This window comes from Bradyrhizobium sp. MV1.5 (assembly GCF_055807615.1).
Window position 1 is genome coordinate 38,594 of the sequence record NZ_JBVVPL010000006.1, and the last position, 23,286, is coordinate 61,879.

Annotated in this window: 21 protein-coding genes; 11 read left to right on the forward strand and 10 right to left on the reverse strand. The window is 64.7% G+C overall.

The genetic code is table 11. From position 1 onward, the window contains the following. Nucleotides 1–189: 189 nt before the first annotated feature. The 4 genes from AC0L2J_RS07800 to AC0L2J_RS07815 form a co-directional block, all read right to left on the reverse strand. On the reverse strand, nt 190–816 hold the full coding sequence (locus AC0L2J_RS07800; protein WP_027518711.1) for a transglutaminase-like cysteine peptidase: 627 nt from the start codon (nt 814–816) through the stop codon (nt 190–192). Between the two features lie 331 nt (nt 817–1,147). Then, nucleotides 1,148–1,759, reverse strand: a complete 612-nt coding sequence (locus AC0L2J_RS07805; protein ID WP_007602573.1) for a PilZ domain-containing protein — start codon at nt 1,757–1,759, stop codon at nt 1,148–1,150. 68 nt (nt 1,760–1,827) lie between these two features. Next, entirely contained in the window at nt 1,828–2,994 is a 1,167-nt protein-coding gene (locus AC0L2J_RS07810; protein ID WP_473248755.1) for an MFS transporter, read from the reverse strand. 71 nt (nt 2,995–3,065) lie between these two features. Then, nucleotides 3,066–4,307: an MFS transporter gene (locus AC0L2J_RS07815; protein ID WP_473388353.1), complete on the reverse strand. Its 1,242-nt coding sequence runs from the start codon at nt 4,305–4,307 to the stop codon at nt 3,066–3,068. 424 nt (nt 4,308–4,731) lie between these two features. Between AC0L2J_RS07815 and AC0L2J_RS07820 the strand changes: the two genes are divergently transcribed. The 3 genes from AC0L2J_RS07820 to AC0L2J_RS07830 all read left to right on the forward strand — a co-directional run bounded on the left by AC0L2J_RS07820 (nt 4,732) and on the right by AC0L2J_RS07830 (nt 7,052). Further along, nucleotides 4,732–5,883, forward strand: a complete 1,152-nt coding sequence (locus tag AC0L2J_RS07820; RefSeq protein WP_473388356.1) for a zinc-binding dehydrogenase — start codon at nt 4,732–4,734, stop codon at nt 5,881–5,883. Between the two features lie 101 nt (nt 5,884–5,984). Beyond that, nucleotides 5,985–6,425, forward strand: coding sequence for a VOC family protein (locus AC0L2J_RS07825; protein WP_473388359.1), 441 nt, complete (start codon nt 5,985–5,987; stop codon nt 6,423–6,425). A 114-nt stretch (nt 6,426–6,539) separates the two neighbouring features. Then, complete coding sequence (locus AC0L2J_RS07830) at nt 6,540–7,052, forward strand: hypothetical protein (protein WP_473388361.1); 513 nt, start codon at nt 6,540–6,542, stop codon at nt 7,050–7,052. Between the two features lie 37 nt (nt 7,053–7,089). Here the strand turns inward: AC0L2J_RS07830 and AC0L2J_RS07835 are convergent, their stop codons facing one another. Beyond that, the gene (locus tag AC0L2J_RS07835; protein ID WP_007611801.1) at nt 7,090–7,443 is read right to left on the reverse strand and encodes a cupin domain-containing protein; all 354 of its coding nucleotides are present in this window, start codon (nt 7,441–7,443) and stop codon (nt 7,090–7,092) included. A gap of 464 nt (nt 7,444–7,907) precedes the next feature. Here AC0L2J_RS07835 and AC0L2J_RS07840 point away from each other — a divergent pair, with 464 nt between their 5' ends. Continuing rightward, a complete protein-coding gene (locus AC0L2J_RS07840; RefSeq protein ID WP_473388779.1) occupies nt 7,908–9,926 on the forward strand; it encodes a DEAD/DEAH box helicase in 2,019 nt (672 codons plus the stop codon). Between the two features lie 32 nt (nt 9,927–9,958). Here the strand turns inward: AC0L2J_RS07840 and AC0L2J_RS07845 are convergent, their stop codons facing one another. Then, nucleotides 9,959–10,465 carry a GNAT family N-acetyltransferase gene (locus AC0L2J_RS07845; RefSeq protein WP_035975100.1) on the reverse strand — a complete coding sequence of 169 codons (507 nt, stop codon included), beginning with the start codon at nt 10,463–10,465 and terminating at the stop codon, nt 9,959–9,961. Nucleotides 10,466–10,611: 146 nt separating this feature from the next. Between AC0L2J_RS07845 and AC0L2J_RS07850 the strand changes: the two genes are divergently transcribed. After that, nucleotides 10,612–11,001: a COG4315 family predicted lipoprotein gene (locus AC0L2J_RS07850; RefSeq protein WP_007611791.1), complete on the forward strand. Its 390-nt coding sequence runs from the start codon at nt 10,612–10,614 to the stop codon at nt 10,999–11,001. Between the two features lie 13 nt (nt 11,002–11,014). Here the strand turns inward: AC0L2J_RS07850 and AC0L2J_RS07855 are convergent, their stop codons facing one another. Beyond that, entirely contained in the window at nt 11,015–11,569 is a 555-nt protein-coding gene (locus tag AC0L2J_RS07855; protein ID WP_063995861.1) for a PAS domain-containing protein, read from the reverse strand. A gap of 453 nt (nt 11,570–12,022) precedes the next feature. On the opposite strand from AC0L2J_RS07855, the gene AC0L2J_RS07860 reads away from it, so the two are divergent. Next, nucleotides 12,023–12,859 carry a rhomboid family intramembrane serine protease gene (locus tag AC0L2J_RS07860; RefSeq protein ID WP_473388367.1) on the forward strand — a complete coding sequence of 279 codons (837 nt, stop codon included), beginning with the start codon at nt 12,023–12,025 and terminating at the stop codon, nt 12,857–12,859. Nucleotides 12,860–13,048: 189 nt separating this feature from the next. Continuing rightward, nucleotides 13,049–13,477, forward strand: a complete 429-nt coding sequence (locus tag AC0L2J_RS07865) for a CBS domain-containing protein (protein WP_007611784.1) — start codon at nt 13,049–13,051, stop codon at nt 13,475–13,477. A 17-nt stretch (nt 13,478–13,494) separates the two neighbouring features. Here AC0L2J_RS07865 and AC0L2J_RS07870 read toward each other — a convergent pair whose 3' ends face one another. Next, the gene (locus tag AC0L2J_RS07870) at nt 13,495–14,538 is read right to left on the reverse strand and encodes a patatin-like phospholipase family protein (RefSeq protein ID WP_063995863.1); all 1,044 of its coding nucleotides are present in this window, start codon (nt 14,536–14,538) and stop codon (nt 13,495–13,497) included. A 242-nt stretch (nt 14,539–14,780) separates the two neighbouring features. Between AC0L2J_RS07870 and AC0L2J_RS07875 the strand changes: the two genes are divergently transcribed. Together AC0L2J_RS07875 and AC0L2J_RS07880 are read left to right on the forward strand one after the other, a co-directional pair. Further along, nucleotides 14,781–15,854, forward strand: coding sequence for a hypothetical protein (locus AC0L2J_RS07875; RefSeq protein ID WP_473388369.1), 1,074 nt, complete (start codon nt 14,781–14,783; stop codon nt 15,852–15,854). Between the two features lie 302 nt (nt 15,855–16,156). Beyond that, nucleotides 16,157–16,438, forward strand: coding sequence for a hypothetical protein (locus tag AC0L2J_RS07880; protein ID WP_007611778.1), 282 nt, complete (start codon nt 16,157–16,159; stop codon nt 16,436–16,438). Nucleotides 16,439–16,515: 77 nt separating this feature from the next. Here the strand turns inward: AC0L2J_RS07880 and AC0L2J_RS07885 are convergent, their stop codons facing one another. Next, a complete protein-coding gene (locus AC0L2J_RS07885) occupies nt 16,516–17,508 on the reverse strand; it encodes a zinc-dependent alcohol dehydrogenase family protein (protein WP_473388371.1) in 993 nt (330 codons plus the stop codon). Between the two features lie 104 nt (nt 17,509–17,612). On the opposite strand from AC0L2J_RS07885, the gene AC0L2J_RS07890 reads away from it, so the two are divergent. Together AC0L2J_RS07890 and AC0L2J_RS07895 are read left to right on the forward strand one after the other, a co-directional pair. Next, complete coding sequence (locus tag AC0L2J_RS07890) at nt 17,613–18,464, forward strand: LysR family transcriptional regulator (RefSeq protein ID WP_007611774.1); 852 nt, start codon at nt 17,613–17,615, stop codon at nt 18,462–18,464. Nucleotides 18,465–19,528: 1,064 nt separating this feature from the next. Next, nucleotides 19,529–21,991: a putative bifunctional diguanylate cyclase/phosphodiesterase gene (locus AC0L2J_RS07895; RefSeq protein ID WP_473388377.1), complete on the forward strand. Its 2,463-nt coding sequence runs from the start codon at nt 19,529–19,531 to the stop codon at nt 21,989–21,991. Here AC0L2J_RS07895 and AC0L2J_RS07900 read toward each other — a convergent pair. Continuing rightward, nucleotides 21,977–23,245 carry a serine hydrolase domain-containing protein gene (locus AC0L2J_RS07900; RefSeq protein ID WP_007611771.1) on the reverse strand — a complete coding sequence of 423 codons (1,269 nt, stop codon included), beginning with the start codon at nt 23,243–23,245 and terminating at the stop codon, nt 21,977–21,979. The two genes, AC0L2J_RS07895 and AC0L2J_RS07900, sit on opposite strands and share 15 nt — an antisense overlap. Nucleotides 23,246–23,286 lie beyond the last annotated feature (41 nt).

Below are 23,286 nucleotides of genomic sequence, written 5' to 3' on the forward strand. Positions count from 1 at the left end.
TCAAACCAAATGGGCGCTTTTCCCCCGCGGGGGGGGGGCCGGGGGCGCGCCCTACCCCGAAAAAATCGCCTATGACCGCCCAAAAAAATTTGGCGCCCCCCATTGGGGGTTGGGGGGGCCGCGCGCGAACCGGTCTGGGACGGGGAGGGGTGGGGATGTGACCGGGTCGCGTATCTCTTTCGTTTGTCTCTACTGATCCCTTGCGCTGGCGGTGGAGACCGCCGGCTTGGTGTCGCCGAGCGAGACCCAGACATTGGGATCGCTCTGCGACTGGCGCTTGACGAAGCGGTAGCCGGTCTCCGTCCAGGCAACGACGTTCTCGTTCTGATTGTCGAGAACGAACTCGCCCTTGTCGGTCTTCACCGTCAGCACCGCGTGTCCTTCGCCCTTCTTGTCGCGCACGACGGTGATGAGCAGGGCCTCGCGCGGCCATCCGGCATCGATCAGCATCTTGCGCTTCAACAGCACGTAGTCTTCACAGTCGCCATAACCGTCCGACGGCAGCGACCACTTTTCGATCACGCCCCAGTGCTCCTGGTCGGTCAAAGGCTTGACGGTCTCGTTGACCCAGCGATTGACCTTGACGAGGTCGCGCCATGCAGCCTGCGACATCACGATGTCGCGCGCTTGCGTCGGTGCGCCCTGGCACTGAGCGGCATTGTCCGCACAGAACTCGACCCAGCCGATCGGCGCACGCGTGGTGTCGCCGAGGCTTGCGTAGAGCAGACGGCCTTCGCCGGCCTGCGCTGCCGCGCTCATTCCAAAGAGCATGGCGGCCAGCGCCATTCCCTTCCCCTGTCCCCTGAAATCAAACATTGCGGCCCCCGTTTCTTGTTGGGACCACATTGCGCAGGCAGCTTTTGAGTTGCCGCTAAGTCAGCCAAGTCAAGTCGAGACGAATGCAAGTAAAACACGCGGCGAATTCGATCTATACTTGAGTCAAACTTGAATAAAATTCGATATGACTGCAATTGATTCAAATTTTATCGATTAACGCGGAAATGCTGGCGGAACCGTTGTTTGCATGCACCGGCAGCCTCCGCGTTAACCCACGCGAGGCCCGTCACGACCCATGAAAAAGGCGGCGTCCGCATCGCGGAGGCCGCCTTCAGTACTGGAAATGCAGTGGTTTTGGTGCCTTCGCGCTTTACCGCGCGGTAACGCTCTCTTCGAGAGTTTCAATTGGCTGCGAATGCATGAACTCGAGCGCGAAGCCGTCTTCGAGGTTTCGGACCACGCGGCCCTGCACCCGGCCGAGCAGAACCGTCGATTTCAGCGGAGGGCGGTTCTCGGCGGCGATGGCGGCGCCCGACAGCGAGAGGTCGATGATGCGGCAGGTCATCTTGGTGCCGTCCTCGAGCGTCAGCACCGCAATCGGATTGCGCGGCACGATACGATCGTGGCGGCGGTCTTCCGGCAAATTGAGGATGTCGCGGTTGGCGAGCCAGGTCAGCTGTGCCGCAAGCTTGTCGCGCTTTCGCGGCGTCGCACCGACCGTCATGGCGAAGCCATTGTCGATGATGCGGGTGATCTTGCCCTCGACGCGGCCGATATGGTCGAGATAGGCGACCACGCGGTCACCGACATTGCCTATGCCGGGGGCTAGCAGCGCCAGCCCGCCCGGCGACATGTTGATCACCTGGCAGGGGAATTCACGGCGGTCCGGCAGCATGTAGCGGCCGAGCAGGTGAACCTTCACCCGCTGGAAACGCCGACGTTCCTCGGCGGCCGGAAGAAATTTTTTGTGCGCCAACGCCATTTTCACAACCCGACCCCCCGCCTGGCGGAGTCCGGGACGACCCTAAGGTGCACAGGGTTAATGCCGCGTTAGGATCGGGCGCGGCGATGACGAACAGCCACAATGCGTTCGAAAAGCCACATCAGGGGCGGGCAGGCCAGCACCGTCAGCGCGCCGAGGTCCAGCGCGACCGCGGCAGTGCCGGCCGATTTGGCGAGCCGGCCCGCCACCGCCGGCCCCAGCATCATCGCGGCATAGAAGAGAGTGTAGAACACGCCCATCCCGATCGCCCTGGTTTCCGGCGCGAGTACGCGGGCGGCCAGGCTCATGATCGGGCCGGCGGGAAGGCCGCCGATCAAGCCGCCCAGGACGAGGATCGCGATCACAGCGTCGGACCGGGTCAGCCAGGCGAGCAGACCGGCCACCACGAGGCTCGCCGCGATCGCCACGACAAAGGGGCGCTTGGTGCGATCGGCGAGATATCCGCCTGATGGCACCGAGATCACCGACAGCCACATCACGAGGCTGATCGCCGAGCCCGCCGCCGCAATGCTCCAGCCGCGCTCGACGAGCAATGAGGGGCCGAACGAGAAAATCATGGCGAAGCCGATATTATAAAGGCCCCAGATCGCACCCGCGACGATCACCGCCAGAAGCGCGAGCGGATCGAGCCGCCCGGAGCCGGCCGCGCTGGCGGTTGCTCCCGGCGGCGCTTGGTAGAAAATGATCAGCACAATGCCGGTCGCGGTCAGCGCGCCGGTCACGAGAAACACGGCGCCGGCGCCATACGCCGTGCCGATCGCCGGCAGCACCAGCAGCGAGATCGCAACCCCGGCCGGCCAGGAGTTGACGAAGATCGCCATCGCGGTGGCGATCTCCTTACCCGCAAACCAGTCGGTGCCCATCTTGGTGAGCTGCACGGTCAGCAGCACGCCGCCGGCGCCGGAGGCGAGCCGGCCCGCCATCTGCCAGCCCCAGACGTCGGTGGTGGCCATGACGAGACTGCCCGCCGTCATCAGCAGCAGCGCCACGATCGTGGTGGGCTTGTCGCCGAGCGTCCGGCCGATCGCGCCGCCCGGCAGCGCCAGCACGATGCCCGGTGTGAAATAGAGTCCGATCAGGATGCCGATATCGGCGAGTCCGACGCCGAAGCTCTGCTGCAGCAGCGGCGCGACCGCGGCCACGCTCTGGAATTGGAACGCGATGGTGAGGCGAACGACGAACAGGATCGCAAGTATGCCCCAGCGATTGCGCAACGCTTCATCTCCCCAAACCCTGTATCGAGCGTGCGGTGGGGAGAGGCCGGAGTCAACCGCAAGCTCTGAGCTTATGTCTTCCTCGTCGCGCGTCCATAGAGAAGACATAGCAGCGCCAGCAGCACCGCGGCCGAGAGCCCGAGCGACCAGTGAATGCCGATCGCCGCACCGAACAGGCCGACCGTGATGCCGCTGAAGGCTCGCATCCCGAGCCCGGCCATGTTGTAGAGGCCGACGACGCGGCCGCGAATGTCGGACGGCGCGTTCAACTGCACCAGCGCCTGCGCCATGGTGTTGAACGACAGCTCGAAGAAGCCTGCAAAGAACAACAGCACGATCGCGACCGGATAGATCCGCACCGAGGCGAAGCCGAGCAGCGCCACGCTCCAGAGCATGGCGAGCATGATCGCGGTGCGCGGCGTGCCCTTGAGCCGTCCCCAGGATTCCAGCGCGATGCCGGCGAGCAGTGCGCCGGCAGCATCGGCCGCGAGCAGCACGCTGTAGGAGATTCCGGGATCGCCGTGGCCGAGATCGCCGGCAAAGCCCGGCATCTGCGCGTGATAGGCGTTGCCGATCATGAAGGAGGTGAGGCCGGCAAGCCATGTCATCGCCGTCAGCACCGGCTGCGTGCCGATGGCGCGGATGGTCAGCATGATGTCGGCAAGGCCGCGCACGGCGAAGCGCCGCACCGCGACACTCTTGTCCCGCACCGGCGCCCAGAACAGCCACAGCAGCATCGGCAGATAGAACAGCGTGTTGAAGATGATGCCATGCGAGGTGCCGAGCGTGAGCATGATAATGCCGCCGACGGCAGGTCCGACCAGAATGCCGAGATAGCGCGCCATTGCATTCAGCCGCACCGCGCTCGGAAGATCAGCCGGGCCGACGAGGTCGTAGAGCAGGAGCTGGTTCGGCGTCTGCCACAACACGCCGGCGCAGCCATGGATCACCAGCAGCAGCATGGCGTGCCACATCTCGATCGTATCGGTGATGAAGAAGAAGCCCCATCCAGCCGAGGCAACGATGAACAGCAGCATGCCGCACTGGATGATGCGGCGCGGATCGACCCGGTCGGCCAGCCCGCCAACCGCGACCGAGAACAGCAGGAACGGCAGCCAGTGCGACAGCACCGCAAAGCCCGCCAGCGCCGGCGAATGGAATTTCTGGAACACCACCCAATAGCTGATCACGTGCTCGATATTGTCAGCCATCATCGCCAGCACGTAAGCGATGAACTGGAGCCGATACGGCACCGACTTCATCGCCGCGAACGAGCCGGACGCGACGACGGGATTTTGAGGAAGGGGGTTCAAGCGGGCACCTGGGTGGGACTTTCGCGCCGTGCCTACACGTTCACCGTCGAGTGCTCAAGACACCTAGGCGTGCTTGGATATCTGTCATGCACTGCCGCCACAAGCTCAACCGTCATCCTGAGGTGCGAGCGCAGCGAGCCTCGAAGGATGAGCCGCAAGCTCCTGTGGCCCATCCTTCGAGGCGGCGCGCAAGAGCGCGCACCTCCAGCGACAACCGCTTTGCGGTTGCGCGGGGATGACGGTGGTGAGTGTGGCAGGCACTGTAGCCCGGATGAGCGAAGCGATATCCGGGAACGCTGGCCCCGCATGTCGCTTCGCTCATGCGGGCTACAAGACCGCGGCTTGGCACGACCGCGCATCTCACATACGCTTCGCCTCAGCCCGCACCAATCAATCATAACAGACGGGCGTCGAGGAAACAGCCATGGACCAGATCCGCGTCTGCACCCACGCAGGGCCCGGGAGCGAACCCGTCATCCGCACCGTGCCGTGGCCGAAGGTCGGCCGCAAGGCTGCGCTTATCAAGGTCGGCGCCTGCGGCGTCTGCGGCACGGACCTGCACATTCTGAAGGGGCATTGGCCGAAGCCGCTGCCGTGGCCGTTCACGCTCGGCCACGAGCTCGGCGGCATCATCGTCGAATGCGGCGACGAATTCACCGAAGACTTCATGAGCAAGCCGCTCAAGGTCGGATCAAAAGTGATGATCCCGCCGCTGATGCCCTGCGGCCGCTGCTATTACTGCATCCATTATCCCCTGACCGCCAACAAGTGCCTGACGCCGGTCTATTACGGCCGCTATCTCGGCTTCGACAAGGCGCCGCACATGTGGGGCGGCTGGGCCGAATATGTCTATGTCGATCTCGACATGCTGCCGGGCACCAAGATCTACAAATTGCCTGACGACATGTCGCTGCGGCTGGGTGCGCTGTCGGAGCCGCTGACCTCCTGCATCCGCGCCTTCAACCGCGCGAGCCGCGCCGGCGGTTTTTCCTGGGGCGACACGGTGGTGATCCAGGGCTCGGGCCCGATCGGCATTCTCGCGGTCGCCGCCGCGCAGGAGATGGGAGCAGGGCGCGTGATCTGCGTCGGTGCGCCGGAGGAGCCGCGGCTCAAGCTCGCGCGCGAGTTCGGCGCCGAGGCGACGGTGAACATCGACGAACTGAAGTCACCACAAGACCGCATCGCCCGCGTGCGCGACATCGTCGGCGGCTTCGGCGCCGATCTGGTGATGGATTGCTCGGGCCACCCTTCAGCCGGTCCCGAAGGCATCGAGATGCTGCGCGACGGCGGCACCTATGTCGAGATGGGCCAGTTCACCGACGCCGGCTCGATCGAGACCTCCTGGCACCGCATCTGCACCAAGGACCTCAATGTGCTGGGCTCCTGGGGTTTTACCGGCAACGAGCTGCCGCTCGGCGTCGACATGCTCTACCGCACGGCGGACAAATATCCCTGGCTGAAGATGCAGACGATCTATCCGTTCACGGAAGACGGCGTCGCGCAGGCGGTCAGGGACGCGATGGCGATGAAGACGGTGAAGTCGACGATCGTGCCGTGGCCGGAATTGGTGGCGTGAGAAATTCGTAGCCCGGATGGAGCGCAGCGCAATCCGGGATTCTTGACCGTGGCTCCCCGGATTCCGCTACGCTCCATCCGGGCTACGGGCGGGCGTTTGGTATGAAGGACGAGATGACAAACGAACAAACGACCGAACCAGGCGAGCGCTCCCGTTCGCCCTTCAACGCCATTCGTGCCATCGACTACACCGTCATTTTCGTGCGCGACATGGCGGCGATGCGCCGCTTCTATGAAGACGTCCTCGCATTTCCGCTGCTGCGGGAGCTGTCGCCGAACTGGATCGAGTACGGCTTGGGCCCCAACACGCTGGCTCTCGCAACACCGGGCCGGACCGCGACTGACACACCGACGCCGGCGGGCAGTGCCGCGCTGCAACTGGCCTTCAAGGTGTCCGCGGCCGAAGTCGATGCGTGTGCCGACGAACTCGCACGCCACGGCGTGGCGCTGCTGTCACCGCCGACAAACCAGTCGTTCGGGCATCGGACGCTGTTCTTCCGCGACCCCGACGGCAATCTCTTGGAGGTTTATGCGGAGATCTGAGCCGCGCAGCGGCGGGGCTGTGCACGAAAAGTTCCACCAAGAATCCGCGCGTTATTCACGCCGGGGTGAAACTTAGGCCCGGGTTTCGGCTTTCAGTTCACGGGAGAGTTCATCGTGAAGCGGATCCTGAAACCCATCACTTACATCCTGGCCGCCATCTACTTCCTGGTGGATGCGGTCTTCATGGCCGTGGCGAGGCCGATCTCGCGCTGGATCGGGCGGCATCTCCAGTTGAAGCGATTGCGCGGCTGGATCAGATCGCTGTCGCCTTATTGCTCGCTCGCCCTGTTTTCCGTACCCGTCATCATCCTGGAGCCGGTCAAGCCCGTGGCAGCCTATCTCGCGGCGACCGGTCAGATCGTGAGCGGGGCCGTGACGTTCATCATCGGCGAGCTGCTCAAGCTCGTGCTGGTCGAGCGCCTGTTCCATCTCACGCGTGACAAGCTGATGCGAATTCCGGCTTTTGCCTGGGTCTATGGCAAGTTCACAGACGTCAAGGCCTGGCTGCAGGCGACCGAAGCCTGGCGTGCCGTTCGCGCCTTGGGCCGCGCGGCGAGGGACACCGTTGTGCGGGCCAGAGCCAGGCTGGCCGGCGGCTTCGGCAGGCTCGTCACCTCCAGGGATTAGGGCTGCAGGGATTAGGGCTGCGCCCGCGCGCCGCTCTCTATGCGAGCTTGCGCGATGCGGCGGTGGCCTTGTCGCCCGTGTTCGGCGTGCCGGTCGGCTCGATGAGCAGGAGATGAACTTCCTCGCGCGCCACCGGTCGATGCTCAACACCTTTCGGCACGACATAGAGTTCGCCCGGACCAAGCGTTACCGTGCGATCCCGCAATTCAATGTCCAAACTGCCTTTCAGGACGAGAAAGAAATCGTCGGTGTCGTCGTGCTTGTGCCAGGTGAACTCTCCCTTCACCTTCACCACCATCACGTCGCAGTCGTTGAAGGTCGTGATCGTGCGTGGAGACCAGAAATCCCCAAAAGTCGCGAGCTTGTCGGCAAGCGATATGCCGTCGGCCATGTGTCACCCTTATTTTGCTTCCGCGTGAGGCACGATTTGGGAGCGACGTGCTGACGCGGCAAGACTTGGGTTCGATGGCTTTGGTCTCGTCCCAAAGCGTGCAGTCGCCACACAAGCCCTTCGACCGAGAGAGGTCATGTGCGCATCCAGGGTGCCTAATGGCGCGCAATTTGGGCCGGGTGGACGTGGAAATCCCATGCTTCGGCACAAAATCCCTCTATATGCAGCGAAACGGCTCGAAAACGCTGGATGTAGTGGGTCGAGCTGGCCAGTAAGCTTATTCTCGGCATCACCAAAGCCATGCGTCATAGGCATGGTGATTTGCCCGCACTTGGCGTAAAGAGCGTCCAAATCAAATCACCACGCGGGCGGCTGGACCATTTGCCGCCTACGCAGCTTCAGGTCGCGCGGCTCGACGTTCCGCGCCTGGACCAACCAAGGTTTATCCCGTGTCTTTTCCGACCATGAGTGCGCCGCTCGCCCGAGCTTTGGCCGAGCGCAACTACGACCGTCCGACCCCCGTTCAGCTCGCCGTGCTCACGGACGAGGCCGCTGACCGCGACCTCTTGGTTTCGGCCCAGACCGGCTCCGGAAAGACCCTGGCCTATGGGCTGGCCATGGCCAAGGATCTGTTGGGCGACGACGAGCGGTTCGAGCGGGCGGGTGCACCGCTCGCCCTGATCGTGGCGCCGACCCGCGAGCTTGCCTTGCAGGTCCATCGCGAACTGGCTTGGCTGTACGAGCATGCGAGCGGACGCGTCGTCTCCTGCGTCGGCGGCATGGATCCCAGGCGCGAGCAGCGCGAGCTCGCGGCAGGCGCTCATATCGTTGTCGGTACGCCCGGCCGGTTGTGCGATCATTTGCGCCGCGGTCGTCTCGACATCTCGGAATTGAAGGTGGTCGTGCTCGACGAGGCCGACGAGATGCTCAATCTCGGTTTTCGCGAGGACATGGAGTTCATCCTCAAGACCACGCCGGATACGCGCCGCACCCTGATGTTCTCGGCGACGTTCCCGCGCGGCATCGTCGCGCTGGCCAAGCAGTATCAGCAGCGGGCATTCCGGATCGAGGTCGCCGGCGACGAAGGCGGTCACGCCGATATCGAGTATCGTGCGATCCGGATCGCGCCCGGCGATGCCGAGCACGCCGTCGTCAACGTGCTGCGCTTCTACGAGGCGCCGAGCGCGCTGGTGTTCTGCAGCACGCGCGATGGCGTCCGGCACTTGCAGGCGGCGCTGCTGGAGCGCGGCTTCTCCGTGGTCGCTCTGTCAGGCGAGTTGACGCAGAACGAGCGAACCACGGCGCTGCAGTCGCTGCGGGACGGACGCTCGCGCGTCTGCGTGGCGACCGATGTCGCCGCCCGCGGCATCGACCTGCCGAGCCTCGACCTCGTCATTCATGCGGACCTGCCCAACGACGCCGAGGTCATGCAGCATCGCTCCGGCCGCACCGGACGCGCGGGCCGCAAGGGGACGAGCGTCATGCTGGTGCCGCCCGTGCGGCGGCGGCGTGCGGAAATGCTGCTGAACGTTTCGGGGATCGACGCGGTCTGGGGGACGGCGCCGCAGCCGGATGAGATCCGCAAGCTCGATCATGAGCGCATGAAGGACGTGCTGTTCACGGAGGAGACGACCGCCGACGATCTGGCGCTGGCGCAGGCGCTCTTGGCCGAGCGATCGGCTGAGGAGATCGCCGCGTCACTCGCACGGCTCTATCGCGCGCGGCTGCCGTCGCCCGAGGACATCATGGATCCCGGCGAGCGAGCTGGCCGGCCGCGCGAGGATCGCGGCCGCAACGATACGCGCTCGCAGCGCGACGATTTTCGTACGCCGCGCGACGATGTCCGCGCTTCGCGTGGCGATGATCGGCCCGAAAGGGCTCGACCCAAAGCGGGAAAATCGTCGTCGAAACATGGCATGGCGGATGGCAGCGTCTGGTTCCGGGCCAACATCGGACGAAAAAAGAACGCGGAAGCACGCTGGCTGTTGCCGATGATCTGCCGTCGTGGCGGCATCGACAAGAACGATATCGGCGCGATCAAGATCATGGACACCACGACCGAGTTCGAAATTTCCGAGCGGGTCGCGGACTCCTTCGCCGTGAAGATCAAGCGTCCGGACAAGGAAGACAATATCCGCCTCGAGCCGATGGCGGATGCGCCGCAGCGGCAGGTGGCTTCGGAAGAGCGGCCCCACGCGCCGCGGCGTGACAGCGGCGACAGCGATCATCGTGAACGCCAGGGCGAACGCGCGCGCGAGCCGAACGGGTTCAAACCGCAAGGCAAACCTCACGGCAAGCCACACGGCAAAACGTACGAAAAGCCGTACGCCGAGCGCACACCGAAATTCGACGATGCTCCTTCCTTCGCAAAGAAGAAAAAGCACAAGAACAAGCCGGGCTACGCTGAGCCCTCGGTCACGTCGTGGTCTGAGAAGGGCGCCCCCGGGAAGAAGCCGAAGACGAAAAAGAAGCATCGCGCCTGACGGCCGCCTTCCGGCGCCGACGGAGAGGGGCGTTACGTCGCAGCCAGGTCGCGCAGCATGTAGGTTGCGCTGTCGCCGTAGGTCGCGAGTTTTGCCCGCAGCTCCGCATCCGCGGTGACCGGCCGAAAGCCGAGGCGCTGCCACAGCGGCCGCGTGGCGTAGACCGACACCAATGCGAGCGTCGCGATCCCTGATGCGCGCGCGAGCTGTTCGATCGCGACGACATAGTCGCGCGCGACGCCGCCGCGAAAGTCGGGCAGCACCGCGACGTCGTGCAAATAGATGCAATCCGCATCGCCGGGCAATTGCTCGAGGAAGCCGTCGAGCGGCGGAATCCGGTGCTGCATCCAAGGATGCGCGAGACCGTAGCCGACGATTCCGTCGTCCGCGACAAGCACGCGGCAGCCGTCAGGACAGAGCCGCATCTTTTCCGCGAAGACCTCAGGCCGCTCAGGCAGGTCAGGATGGATCCGCGCTGCGATCGCGCTGATCGCCGGGAGATCGGAGGCGCGGGCGGGACGCCAATGCGGCTTGCTCATGTCGATCCGTCGTTCCGTCACAATCATCCCAGTTTATTCCGATGCGACGATGCGCGCAGCGAAAAATATCTTTGCCGCGATCTCAGGAATACGACGGCTCGCGCGGCGTCCTACCCATGCAAGCCCATTGCATGACAGGAGAGACCATGACGACATCCTCGATCCGCCTCGCGCTCACGCTCGCAATATCGCTGGCGCTGCTTCCCGCTGCCTTCGCGGCACCGCCGACCAAGACTGGCAAGTCCGACAAGGGGAACGTGCTCACCGACGCCAAGGGCATGTCGCTCTATACTTTCGACAAGGACGTGGACGGCAAGTCGGCCTGCAATGGTCCGTGTGCGACCAACTGGCCGGTGCTGAAGGCCGAGGCGAGCGATGCGGCCGCCGACGGCTACACCGTCATCACGCGCGACGACGGCTCGAAGCAATGGGCCTACAAGGGCAAGCCGCTCTACACCTTCGCCAAGGATACCAAGCCCGGTGACGTCACCGGCGACGGCTTTTTGAACGGCGCCTGGCATCTGGCGATGCCGTGAGCGGGGTGCACTCCTAGCGCAGCCCCTCATACACCATCAGCCCGCGTGCGATCTGCAGCTTGCGGATCGCGCGCGGCAGCAGTTTTTCCGGCTGGTGCAGATAGCGCCAGGAGGTGAGGGCGAACGGACCCAGTGCACCGCATTCGTCGTCGAACGGCGCGAGCACGCCTGTCACGCTCACCGGTGTATGCGGGCGGGCATTGAACGGCAGCAGCAGCAGCTCGAGATGCGCCTTGCTGCCGTCCTCGCGCGCGGCGGTGACGCCGGCGATTGCGCCGAGGCTCTCGTCGGCGACGATGGTCGTGATCTCCTCGATCTCGCGGCGGCTCGCCTCGTTGAACAGCGCCGCAAAGCTCGAATCCTTGAGGTCGCGCCCTGCGAGTGCGCAGACGCGCGTGCCGGCGACGCGGAACGGAAAGCCGAGATGGGGCTCGCAGGACAGCACGAAGATGTCACCGAGCAGGCCGCGCACGGCGGCCGGATCGATATCGGCCCGGTCTGGCGCCCGCGCAGTGCCGCGCTTTGTGTTCCAATATGCGAAGAACTCGCGGCTCGACGGATGTTTCATGACTGAACGCTTACCCCGGGGCGCAACCTCGCGGGACAAATCTGTCCCGCTTCAGTGCAGCCGCGATCCCTGTGTTGTTGTGCAGGAGGGGCTTTGCAGCGTCCATGCCGCAGCGGCGTTTTCGGCGTCCCTGGCGCTGCCTTTGCGTCGTTAACGTTAAATTAACTATGCGCTTTCCGTGCGCCGCCCCGCTGCTATGGTGATCGCGGTCGCAAGCCTCGCCGCTTTTCTCCAGGTTCTCGGCGAGGCCTGTACACAGGCGTCAAACAGTTTGGTCACCGGCCGCGGGGAGGGGTGGGGATATTCCCGTCTCTCTGGGTACCGGAAGTCCGACACGGATAGGCAGGGCCTTCCCAGGGCCCTGCCTTTTCCTTTTGTGCACTTGCGCAGGGCAGGCAAAGGCGACTATCTCCAAAGCCTGTCGCTCCGATCGCGCCTGAAAGCGAAGCCGCCTTGGATTCCCCGCCAAATTCTCCGCCGCAAGATCCTCCGTCGCAAGATGCTTCGCTGGGAGTGCCGGCCGTCGTTGAGGAGGCTCCGCGCGAGCCGATCCTGACGCTGCCTTTCGCGCTGACGGCCTATATCCTGCTCCTCGCGGTGATCCATCTGCGCGTGCTGCTGCCGCCGGAGCTCGAGAACTGGACCATCGACGTCTTCGGCTTCATCCCCAAGCGTTACGATTCCTCGCTGCTCAATCTGGAGATTCCCGGCGGGGCCGGCGCCAAGGTCTGGACCTTCGTCACCTATTCGCTGCTGCACGCCAATCTCACCCATCTCGGCTTCAACGTGCTGTGGCTGTTGCCGTTCGGCAGCGCGCTGGCGCGGCGCTTTGGCGCCATCAGGTTCTTCCTGTTCCTCGCGGTGACGGCGGCGGCCGGCGCGCTCGCCCATCTCGTCACTCATGAGCACGCGGTGGCGCCGATGATCGGCGCCTCGGCCTCGGTGTCCGGCGCGATGGCGGCGGCGATCCGCTTCGCCTTCGTTCGCGGCAGTTTCCTGTCGTTCAGCCGATCGGATGCCGATACCGCCGCAAGAGTTCCGGCGCTGCCGCTGGCGCGCGCGCTGCGCGACGGGCGGGTGCTCGGTTTTCTTGCGGTGTGGTTCGGCGTCAACATCGTCTTCGGCGTCGGCGCGATCGGCGTCGACAGCGAGACCACGAGCGTTGCCTGGCAGGCGCATATCGGCGGCTTCTTCGCAGGGCTCCTGCTGTTCGCGCTGTTCGACCCCGTGCCGCGCGTGCGAAGCGATGCTGCGGATGCGTCATCACAGGACATTTCGGACGGTATTTGAAGCGGCGCTTGCGGCGCCGCCCGAATTCATCCATCATTCCCGAGAAGAATGTTCCGAAGCGACAGGCCGTTCGCGGCGATGCTTCGCAAAGCGCACGAGCCTGAAAGCAGCGCTGACACTGTTAGTTGAAGACTCGAAGAACAAGTCCGGACCGCGAACAGCGGACGGCTCCGATTCAGGGAGGCGACAATGACGGTACGTTCGATTCTCAACACCAAGGGCCACCAGATCATGAGCGTCGAGCCGGACGCGAAGCTGGCGGTCGCGGTCAAACTGCTCGGTGAGAAGAAGATCGGCGCGGTGCTGGTGATGAACCAGAGCCGGCTCGAAGGCATCCTGTCGGAGCGCGACATCGTGCGGGTGATCGGCGAGCGCGGCGCCGGCGCGCTGGAGGAGCCGGTCTCGCAGGTCATGACCCGCAAGGTCGTCACCTGCAAGGAGACCGACACGGTCGCCGAGCTCATGGAGATGATGACCACCGGCAAGTTCCGCCATCTGCCCGTGGTCGACAATGGCAAGGTGGTCGGCCTGATCTCGATCGGCGACATCGTCAAGCGTCGGGTGCAGGAATACGAGTCCGAGCAGGAAGCTCTGCGCGACTACATCAAGACCGCCTGATCGGTAAGACGGCCTGATCAGTCCTGCTGCTGGTCGGCTTTGGGCGCGGTGCCCTCGGGCGCGGGCGCCAGCTCGTGGATGGCCTCCTTGATGGACTCCAGCGCACGCTCGGCCGCGCGGGTGCCCAGGGCGATGAGGTCCTCGGAGCGGTGGAAATCGAACCAGCCGAATTGACCGATTCGCGGTGTGATCAGCATATCGGGCGGATCGCCGGCGAGGCGGGCGCGGGTGATGCGGTCCTGCATGATGTTGAAGGCGTCGACCATCACAGAAGAGAGGCCGGGCCGGGCGCTGCCGCCGCCGAAGAACTCGCGCTTCACTGTCTTCTCAGGCGAGAAGAATCTCGGGAAGCGTCGCTTTGACGCCGGCTCTTCGGTCGCGGGGGTCACCGGTTCAGGTATCGCGCCGTGCGAATAGACCGTCGTCGAATAGGTGAAGATGTCGCTGGAAAGATTTGCGGCGATGACGATTTCCGCGCCGAGCGCGCGGGCGGCCGAGACCGGCACCGGGTTCACCAATGCGCCGTCGACCAGCCAGCGATCGCCGATCAGGACCGGAGAGAAGATGCCGGGCAGCGCATAAGAGGCGCGCATCGCGTCCACCACGCGGCCGCGCGTCAGCCAGATCTCGTGGCCGGTGCGGACCTCGGTCGCGACGGCGGCGAACTTGACCGGGAGATCCTCGATCTGGCTCTGGCCGCAGGCAGCCTCGAGCCGGGTCGCCAGCTTCTCGCCGCCGATCAGGCCGGAGCCGTTGAGGCGGATGTCGAGGTAGCCGAGGATGTTGCGCATCCCTTGCAGGCTGCGGCCCCATTCTTCCAGCGTATCGAGCCGGCCGGCCGCATAGAGGCCGCCGACCACGGCGCCGATCGAGGTGCCGACCACGACTTCAGGCACGATTCCGTTGGCGAGCAGGGTCCGGATAATGCCGATATGAGCGAAGCCGCGCGCCGCGCCGCCGCCAAGCGCAAGGCCGATCACCGGTCGGCGGATGCTGCCCAGGCCGACTTTCTCGGCGACCTTATCGCTGTTCGAACCCCGACCCTTCAATATGTCCAGCACCGAAACTCTCCTACGCCGGGACCCGCCATCAGACTAGGCACCGCACTCGCGCTCCGCCAGAACCGGGCCGAAGCATGGTTTATGCCGGTTTGGGAAGGGCACGGGGCAGGAGTATGGCGAGGGACGGGTGCCCCTGGGGTAATCACGCAGGCGTCAGCCGGGTTCCAAAGAACCGTATTGGCCGTATTTCTCGGGGGTTCAGAGGCTTGAATTTGCCGCGTTTTCGGTGAAAAGCAGATGGCATGACTCTCGGGGGTGACGGCATCATTGGATGGCGGCGCAGCGCATCGCTGCTGCCGGCCTTGGTCCTTGCTGCCTGCCTCTTTACCTTTGGCCAAAATGCTGCGCAGGCGCAGCTTTTCTCCGATCGTCCGCCGCCGGTGCCGCCCGCGTCGGTCCCCGATCCCGGCGGTGCCGTCAGCCTCGCGCCGCCCTCAGGCCCGGGTGCCGGACCGCCGAGCCTGCCGCCGACCCTGTTGCAGCCGACCACGCCCAGCATGCCGCCGCCCGCGGTCACGACCGTGCCGTCCGCCGCACCGCTCAATGCGGCCGTGCCCGGACAGGGCGTGCTGTCGCTGACGGCGAAATACGGCAAGGACACCCCGCCGATCACCAGCGGCCTGGTCTGGCGCGTGTTTGCCGATCGTCCCGACGAGAACGGCACCTTCAAGCTGATCCGCGAAGACCGCAATGCCACGCCGAACATCGTGCTGCCGCCCGGCAATTACGTCGTGCACGTCGCCTTTGGCCTCGTCAGCGCGGTGCGCACCGTCAGCTTGAAGGCCGAGACCGATCGCGAATCCTTCGTGCTGCCGGCCGGCGGCCTGCGCATCGAGGGCCGCGTCGGCACCAGCCGCATTCCGCAGAACCAGATCTCGTTCGCGATCTACAAGGGCAGCCAGTTCGAATCCGGCGAGCGCGCCTCCCTGGTGCCGAACGTCGCCGCCGGTGACGTCGTGCTGCTGCCGGAGGGCACCTACTACATCATCTCGAATTACGGTGACGCCAATTCGGTGGTGCGCTCGGACATCCGCGTCCAGGCCAGCAAGCTCACCGACGTCACCATCACCCACCGCGCCGCCGTCATCACGCTCAAGCTCGTCAGCGACAGGGGCGGCGAGGCGCTCGCCAACACCGCCTGGTCGGTGCTGACCCCGGGCGGCGACGTGATCAAGGAATCGATCGGCGCCTTCCCGCGCGTCGTGCTCTCCGAAGGCGAATACCGCGCCATCGCCAAGAACGAGGGCAAGGTCTATGAGCGCGGCTTCAACGTCGTCAACGGCGTCGACGGTGAAGTTGAAGTGGTCGCGCGCTAGTGCTTGAGCGGTGATGCCGCATGCGGCCCGACGCTGGTCTTCGTGCCCAGTGAACACTTCTCATTCAGCGCACGGATCCCCCATATCTTATTACCGCCAGTCCCGTCACGTGTGCGAAAGAGGATGCTCTCGGCTCCTCCGTTGGTGTTGCGATTTGAATAGCTTTGTCAGCGCTACCAAGCAGGACCGATCAACACCGGCACCGGCGGCTTATTCCAGAGACGCCGCAACTTCGTCAAAGCCGGTGCAAGATACCTATTTCCGATAATCAATTTCATTCGCTTTCCATCCTGCTGCGTTATATGTCGGGCATCACTCCAACGGGGGAGGCCGGAGCAGGGTCGTGCGTCTGCGAGACCGGCAAGGAGCAGGGGACCAAGCTCGTCGGCATGTTCGAAGTGATCCTCACCAGGCGTAAGCGGTTCGGCTGGCGGTGGCAGGTGTGCGACCAATCCGGCAAGAAATTTGCCGATGGCTTCGAGCGCACCCGGCCGTCCGCCAAATATCATGGCGAGCGCGCATTGTTTTTTCTGTTGTCGCAGGCCCATCTGCGCAATCGCTTGGCGACGTCCAGCGAGGACTAGCGGCGTTCCCCGTGCGGGTCTCCGTACCCCGGCTTGCGCCTCGCTCCATCCGCGACGAGACTTTTCAGCGAGCGCCGTCAGATCTCGACGACGAGCTTGCCCTGCGTCGCGTGATCGCGGATTAGCGCATAGGCGTCATCGACGTTCTCCAGTGTGAAGTGCCGGGCATCGAGCATCGGTAAGAGCTTGCCGGCCTCAACCAGGCGCGTGGCCTCCGCCATGATCTCTCCGTGATGCGCGCGGCCTTCCCCTGAGAGCAGCGGCAGCAGCGTGAACACGCCGGAATAGGTGGCGGCGCGGAACGAGAGCGGCGCAAGCCCATGCGTACCCCATCCGAGCGCGCTCACGACATGGCCGAAGCGGCGTACGGCTTCGAAGGAGGCGTCGAGGACCTTGCCGCCGACGGTGTCGTAGACGACGTCGAAGCCGCGGCCGCCCGTATGCTCTGCAACATAAGTCGCGATGGCGGTATCACGATCGATGAAGGTCGCGCCAAAACCTTCGATGGTGGCGCGCTGCGATGCCGAGCCGGTGGCGAACACATCCGCTCCGAACGAGCGCGCGATCTGGATCGCGATGTGGCCGACGCCGCCTGCGCCGCCATGGATCAACACCTTCTGTCCGGCCTTCAGCGCCGCGCGGTCGATCAGTCCTTCCCAGGCCGTGATGAAGATGAGGGGCAGGGCGGCTGCCTCCCGCATGCTGAGATTGGCAGGCTTCAACGCCAGCAGGTCGACGTCGACAGCGGCGAATTCGGCGAGCGATCCCTGCACACCGCCGACGCCTCCCGTCATGCCATAGACCTCGTCGCCCCCCTTGAACCGCGAGACGTCACGACCGGTCTGTTCGATCACGCCGGCCAGATCCAGCCCGAGTATCGCAGGCAGCGGATGTCGCGCATGCGCCGCCGCGCCCGCATGGATCTTGGTGTCGAGCGGATTGATCCCGCTCGCGCGGATTCGCACCAGCACCTCGCGCGGGCCGATCTCGGGCGTGGAGAGGGTTGAGGGGCGCAGCGGCGCGTTGTGGGCCTCCAGCACGGCTGCGTGCATCGTCGATTGTCTCGTCATGATCGTCTTGCTCCGTTGTCGGCCTCCAATATGCCCATGATTTTTTGCATGGGAAAGAATGAGAATGTACGATCGTCGTGCGTTTTTGTATGAGGAGGCTTCCGGTGGACTGGAGCGATCTGCGCATCTTTCTGGCGATTGCGCGCGAAGGCACTCTCGGCGCGGCCGCACGGAAGATCGGCCAGACCCAGCCGACAATGGGACGGAGACTTCGCGCGCTCGAACAGTCGCTCGGACAAACGCTATTCCAGCGCACGGCGGATGGTTTCGTGCTGACCGACGAGGGCACAGCTGTGCTGCGCCATGCTGAGCGGATTGAAGAGGAGGCGCTCGCCTTGGAGCGGCGTGCGTCCGGCGCGGAGACGGAGCTCGATGGCTTGCTGCGTCTGTCGTCGTCGGACTGGTTCGGGACGGTGATGCTCTCGCCGCTGATTGCCGCCTTCGGCAAGCGCCATCCGAAGGTGACCGTCGAGCTTCTGACCGATGCGCGCCTCTACAGCCTGCCGCGCCGCGAGGCTGATCTCGTCTTCCGCATCAAACCGTTCGACGAGCCTGAAGTGATCTCCCGAAAGCTGCTCCACATTCCCTACGCGCTCTACGGCAAGAAAGGCAGCAAGCCGCCACGCGCCGGCGACGGAAGCGGTGTCCGCGTTGTGACCATGAATGCCGAATTCGCCGACATGCCCGATGCCCTCTGGTTGAAGCGCACGCTGCCGAATATGGAAATCGCCTCGCGCAGCAACAACAGGCAGGCGCAGGCGGAGCTTTGCGCGAGCGGCGGCGGGCTCGCGGTGCTGCCGCGTCCACTCGGCGACCGCGACCGCCGGCTGGTCGCGCTCGACATCGGCGCGACGCCACCCGGCCGCGACACCTATGTCGGCTATCACCGCGATCTCAGGCGTCTCGCCCGCCTGCGCGCGCTGCTCGACCTCGTGATCGAGCGATTGGCGGGGTGATTGCTCTTGATACGCTGCCGTGGCCAGGGTGTGCGCAGCGATATCCGGGACAGCTCGTGGTGGGAATCCCGGATGTCGCTTCGCTCATCCGGGCTACAAGTCCTTGTGTTGCCTGTCGGGCAAAACACCCAAGCTGGCAGTCAACCCGCACCGCCCAAAATATTCCACTTTACCGAAATTCGGAATTGCGTATATTCCGCCTCACTCCGGCCCAAGGAAGAGGGGCGTATCGCGATCGTCACGAACGCGGGCCGGACGGCGGTGGACGTTGGTCACATCGGCGCGAAGGACTTCGCAGGGCGGGCAACCGTGAGCGAAGGCGTCGCGCACACGACCGGTGTGATCGGCGTACGGCAAAATCGTGTGGTCCTGGCGCCCGGGGTCTGTGCGCCAAGTGTTGCGGTGATGTGGGTTGCCCAACCGGGCACGCGCGTCAGCCATCCGCAAGGCGACGGGGGCAATAGTGCATCGCTCCCCGGGGAGATCACGACATAAGCCGTAAAGCCACTGCGCAGGGAAGGCCGGATGTTTTGGCTTCACCTGTATGCCGCTGTGCAGATTTTTTATTGCAACTTCGCACAGTGGACCGCGGGTGCCAGCCGGCGCCCGGTCTTCCCTGCGCCCTCTTTCAATTGAGGGTGAGACGACGAAGCAAAGCTCGGGCGAAATGCGCCGCGAGGATGCGAGCCCATGTCAGTTATTCAACAACGGTCTCGTGCCCCGGACGCAGCGCAGCGCCTCTTGGCGGTGCGCTGCAGAGCCGGGGCCCATATTGCAGCGATTGCTGTGGCTTCATGGGTCCCGGCTCTGCGCAGCAGCGTAAGAACGCTGCAGCGCGTCCGGGACACGAGAGCAGCGGACCCTGTTGCGACACGTCCGCTCGCAATGACTATGCCGGACGCGCTCGGCGCCTTCGCACAACTGTCACAGTCTCTAACGCCCACTAACCAACGCCCGACTTTAAACTGTCATAATCGCCGAACGGAACCCGCGCTCGCGCTCTCTTTACACGCCGTTAAGTGCGGCTGCATTGGATGCGGCGGGAAAGTGCGTTGGGGACTGCCATGAGTGCCGTGAAGAAAGTGTCGGGAAAACCGGCCGCCGAAATGTTCGACGACATCCCGGTGCTTCAGCGCAAATGGCGTGCCGCGTTGAAGCCGGGCGAACGGCTGCCGCGCTACGAGGACGTGATGCTCGGCAGCCTGGGACGGCTCGCCGACCACATCGCGCTGCTCAAGGGCGACGGCGCGCTCGAACTGTCGCGCAGCGGACGTTACGTGCAGAAATGGCTCGGCGAAGAGCGTTGGGACATCCCGGTCGCCGCGCTCTCGCCCGATTGCGCCACTGCGCTGTCGGAAGCCGCGGCGAGCGCGCTCGCCAACGGGCGGCCGCACCTGGCCAGCGCCCATTGCGTGCGCGACGGCATGGTCAGGACATTTGATGTGCTGGCGCTGCCGACCGCATCGCGCTGGGGCGCGACGCTGGTCGGTGCCTACATCAACGAACGCGGCGCGCAATACAATCTCCTGGACGCGATCTTCGCTTCGACCGACGACGCGGTGGTCTCGCTGGCGACGCTGCGCGACGCGGGTGGCAAGCCGGTCGATCTCCAGATCGTCCACCACAACAAGAGTGCGGGCCTGCTGCTGAAGGCCGAAGGCGCTGACCTGTTGTGGCGCCGGATCGGCGAGGGAGACACGCTGCTGGCCTCGCTTGAGGTGATGGAATTCCTGCTCAGGGCCGTCTCCGGCGGTCGCGGCGAGCAACTCGAGATCGAGAGCGACGGACGGCATCTCCGGCTGAGCGCCACCGCGTTCGCCGACGTGGTCTCGCTGACGATCTCGGATGTCACTGTGTTGAAGCGGCGCGACGCCTCGTTCCGCCTGCTGTTCGACAACAACCCGATGCCGATGTGGGTGTTCGACGCCGCGAGCAAGAAGTTTCTCAGCGTCAACGACGCCGCGGTCCAGCATTACGGCTACAGCCGCGCCACCTTCCTGCGCATGAAGTTGCATGAGATCTGGCCGCAGGACGAATGGGGCAGCCACGCCGAGGCGCTCGAACGCATCGGCGACGCCTATCACTCCTCGCGCAACTGGCGGCATCTGCGCGCCGACGGTAGCGAGATCGAGGTGCTCACCTTCGGCCGCCGCGTCGCCTTCGACGATCGCGACGGCTATCTGGTCGCGGTGGTCGACATCACCGAACGGCGCAAGGCCGAGGCGCGGATCGCCCATATGGCGCACCATGACGGGCTCACCGATCTGCCGAACCGCGAATATTTCCAGGAGCGCCTGAAGCAGGCGCTCGACCAGGCCGGCGGAAAACGGGTCGGGGTGCTCTACCTCGATCTCGACCTGTTCAAGAACATCAACGATTCCTTCGGCCATCCGGTGGGCGACCGCCTGTTGAAGGAGGTTGCCGCCCGTCTGAGCATCGCGGTCCGCGGCGCCAATCTCGCGGCCCGGCTCGGCGGTGACGAGTTCGCGGTGATCCTGGCGGCCGACGTCTCGCCCAACGAGGCCAGCGCCTGCGCGGGCTTGCTGATCGACATGCTGAAGGCGCCCTATGAGATCGACGGGCAGGAGATGGTGATCGGCGCCAGCATCGGCATCGCGCTGTCGCCGGGCGACGGTACGACGTCGGAAGAGTTGATGCGCAACGCCGACATGGCACTGTATCGGGCGAAGTCGGACGGCGGCGGCGTGCATCATTTCTTCGAGCGCGAGATGGATCTGCAGGCGCAGAAGCGCCGTAACATGGAGCTCGATCTGCGCCGCGCGTTTGCCAATGGCGAGTTCGAGCTGCACTACCAGCCGCTGGTCTCGATCGCCTCCGACCGCATCTCCGGCTTCGAGTCGCTGCTGCGCTGGCATCACCCCGACAAGGGCATGATCTCGCCGGCGGAGTTCATTCCGGTCGCCGAGGACATCGGCCTGATCACCCAGCTCGGTGAGTGGGTGCTGCGCGAAGCCTGCTCCGAGGCGGTGAAATGGCCCGTCGACGTCAAGGTCGCGGTCAATCTGTCGCCGGCGCAGTTCCGCAGCCGCAATCTGGTTCAGGTCGTGATCTCGGCACTGGCGCAGTCCGGCCTGTCGCCGACGCGGCTCGAGCTGGAGATCACGGAGTCGATCTTTCTGGCCGAGACGGACGCCAACCTCGCCATTCTGCATCAGTTGCGCGAGCTCGGCGTCAGCATCTCCATGGATGATTTCGGCACCGGCTATTCCAGCCTCAGCTATCTCCGCAGCTTCCCCTTCGACAAGATCAAGATCGACCGCTCCTTCGTCAAGGATCTGGCAGGGCGGCCCGATTGCGTCGCGATCGTTCGCGCGATCTCGGGGCTTGGCCGCAGCCTCAACATCACCACGACCGCGGAAGGCGTCGAGACCGAGGATCAGCTCGATTGGTTGCGCGCCGAAGGCTGCAACGAAGTGCAGGGATTCTTGTTCAGCGCGGCGCGGCCCGCCGCCGAGATCGCAAAGCTGCTCGCCGATTTCGGCCAGCGTGCTTCACGGGCGGCGTAACTCGGACGGATAACAGTCATAGACCAGCGCCTTGAAGGCGGGCGTGATGCGGCCGCGCTCGTTCTGGGTCTGCTGCATCAGCAGGTAGACCATGTCGAGCTTGGGATCGACGCCGAAATAGGTGCCGCTGCCACTGTCCCATTTCAACTCGCCGAGCGAGCCCGGCGGCGGCGGCTTGGCGTTGCCGGGATCGGTCCGCACCGCAAGGCCATAGCCATAGCCGAAGCCGTCGCCCGGAAAATAGAAGTAGTCGCGTCCGACGCCCGAACCCGGCCCGATATGATCGGTCGTCATGGCCTTGAACGCCGCAGGGCTCAGATAGCGCTTGCCCTCGAATTCGCCGCCATTGAGCAGCATCTGCGCGAAGCGCTGATAGTCGGTGATGGTCGAGAGCAGCCCGCCGCCGCCGGACTGCCATTCGGGATGGTCGAGGCGCTCGCGCTCGGCGGCGAGCAGGATGTTGTCGCTCGGCAGCGGCCGAGCCATCCGCGCGAGCTCGTCCTCGGTCGCCAGCGCGAACTTGGTGCTGCTCATGCCGAGCGGATCGAAGATGCGCTGCTTGAGGAATGCGTACAGCGTCTGGCCCGAGATGATCTCGATGACGCTGCCGAGCACGTCGGTGGAATGACCGTAGCGCCACAGCGTTCCCGGTTGCCGTGCGAGCGGCAGCCTTGCGATGCGTTCGGCGAATTCCCTGTTGTTGAACTGACCTTCGAAGATGTTCGCCGCCTTGTAGGCCTGCTCGACCCATTTGCCGCCGATATAGTCGTAGCTGATGCCCGAGGTGTGCCGCAGCAGATCCTCGATGTTGACGGGACGGACCGGGGCCACGAGATCCAGATGCAACGTGCCGTCGGGATTGGTGACTTCAAGTCCCACCTTGGTGTCGGCAAAGAGGGGAATGTATTTCGACACCGGGTCGGTGAGCGCGAGCTTGCCCTCGTCGATCAGCATCATCGCGCCAAGACACGTGACCGGCTTGGTCATGGAGTGGATGGCGAAGATCGTATCGGGCGTCATCGCGAGGCCCGTCCTGGTGTCGCGCACGCCGAAAGTCTTCAGATAGACCGGCTTGCCGTGCTGCTGGACCAGCACCACGGCGCCCGGCAGCCGGCCGCTCGTTACCTCGTTGTCGAAATAGGCTGTGATGCGGTCGAGTCCGTCGGACGACGGAGCAGGGGTGTCGGCGGCGCGTGCCCGCGCCATCGTGCCGGCCAGCAGCGCGGCTCCGACCAGAAATTCACGACGCTTCATCCGGGCTTCCTCCCTTGCCGGGATCAAAGCCGCAAGACGTC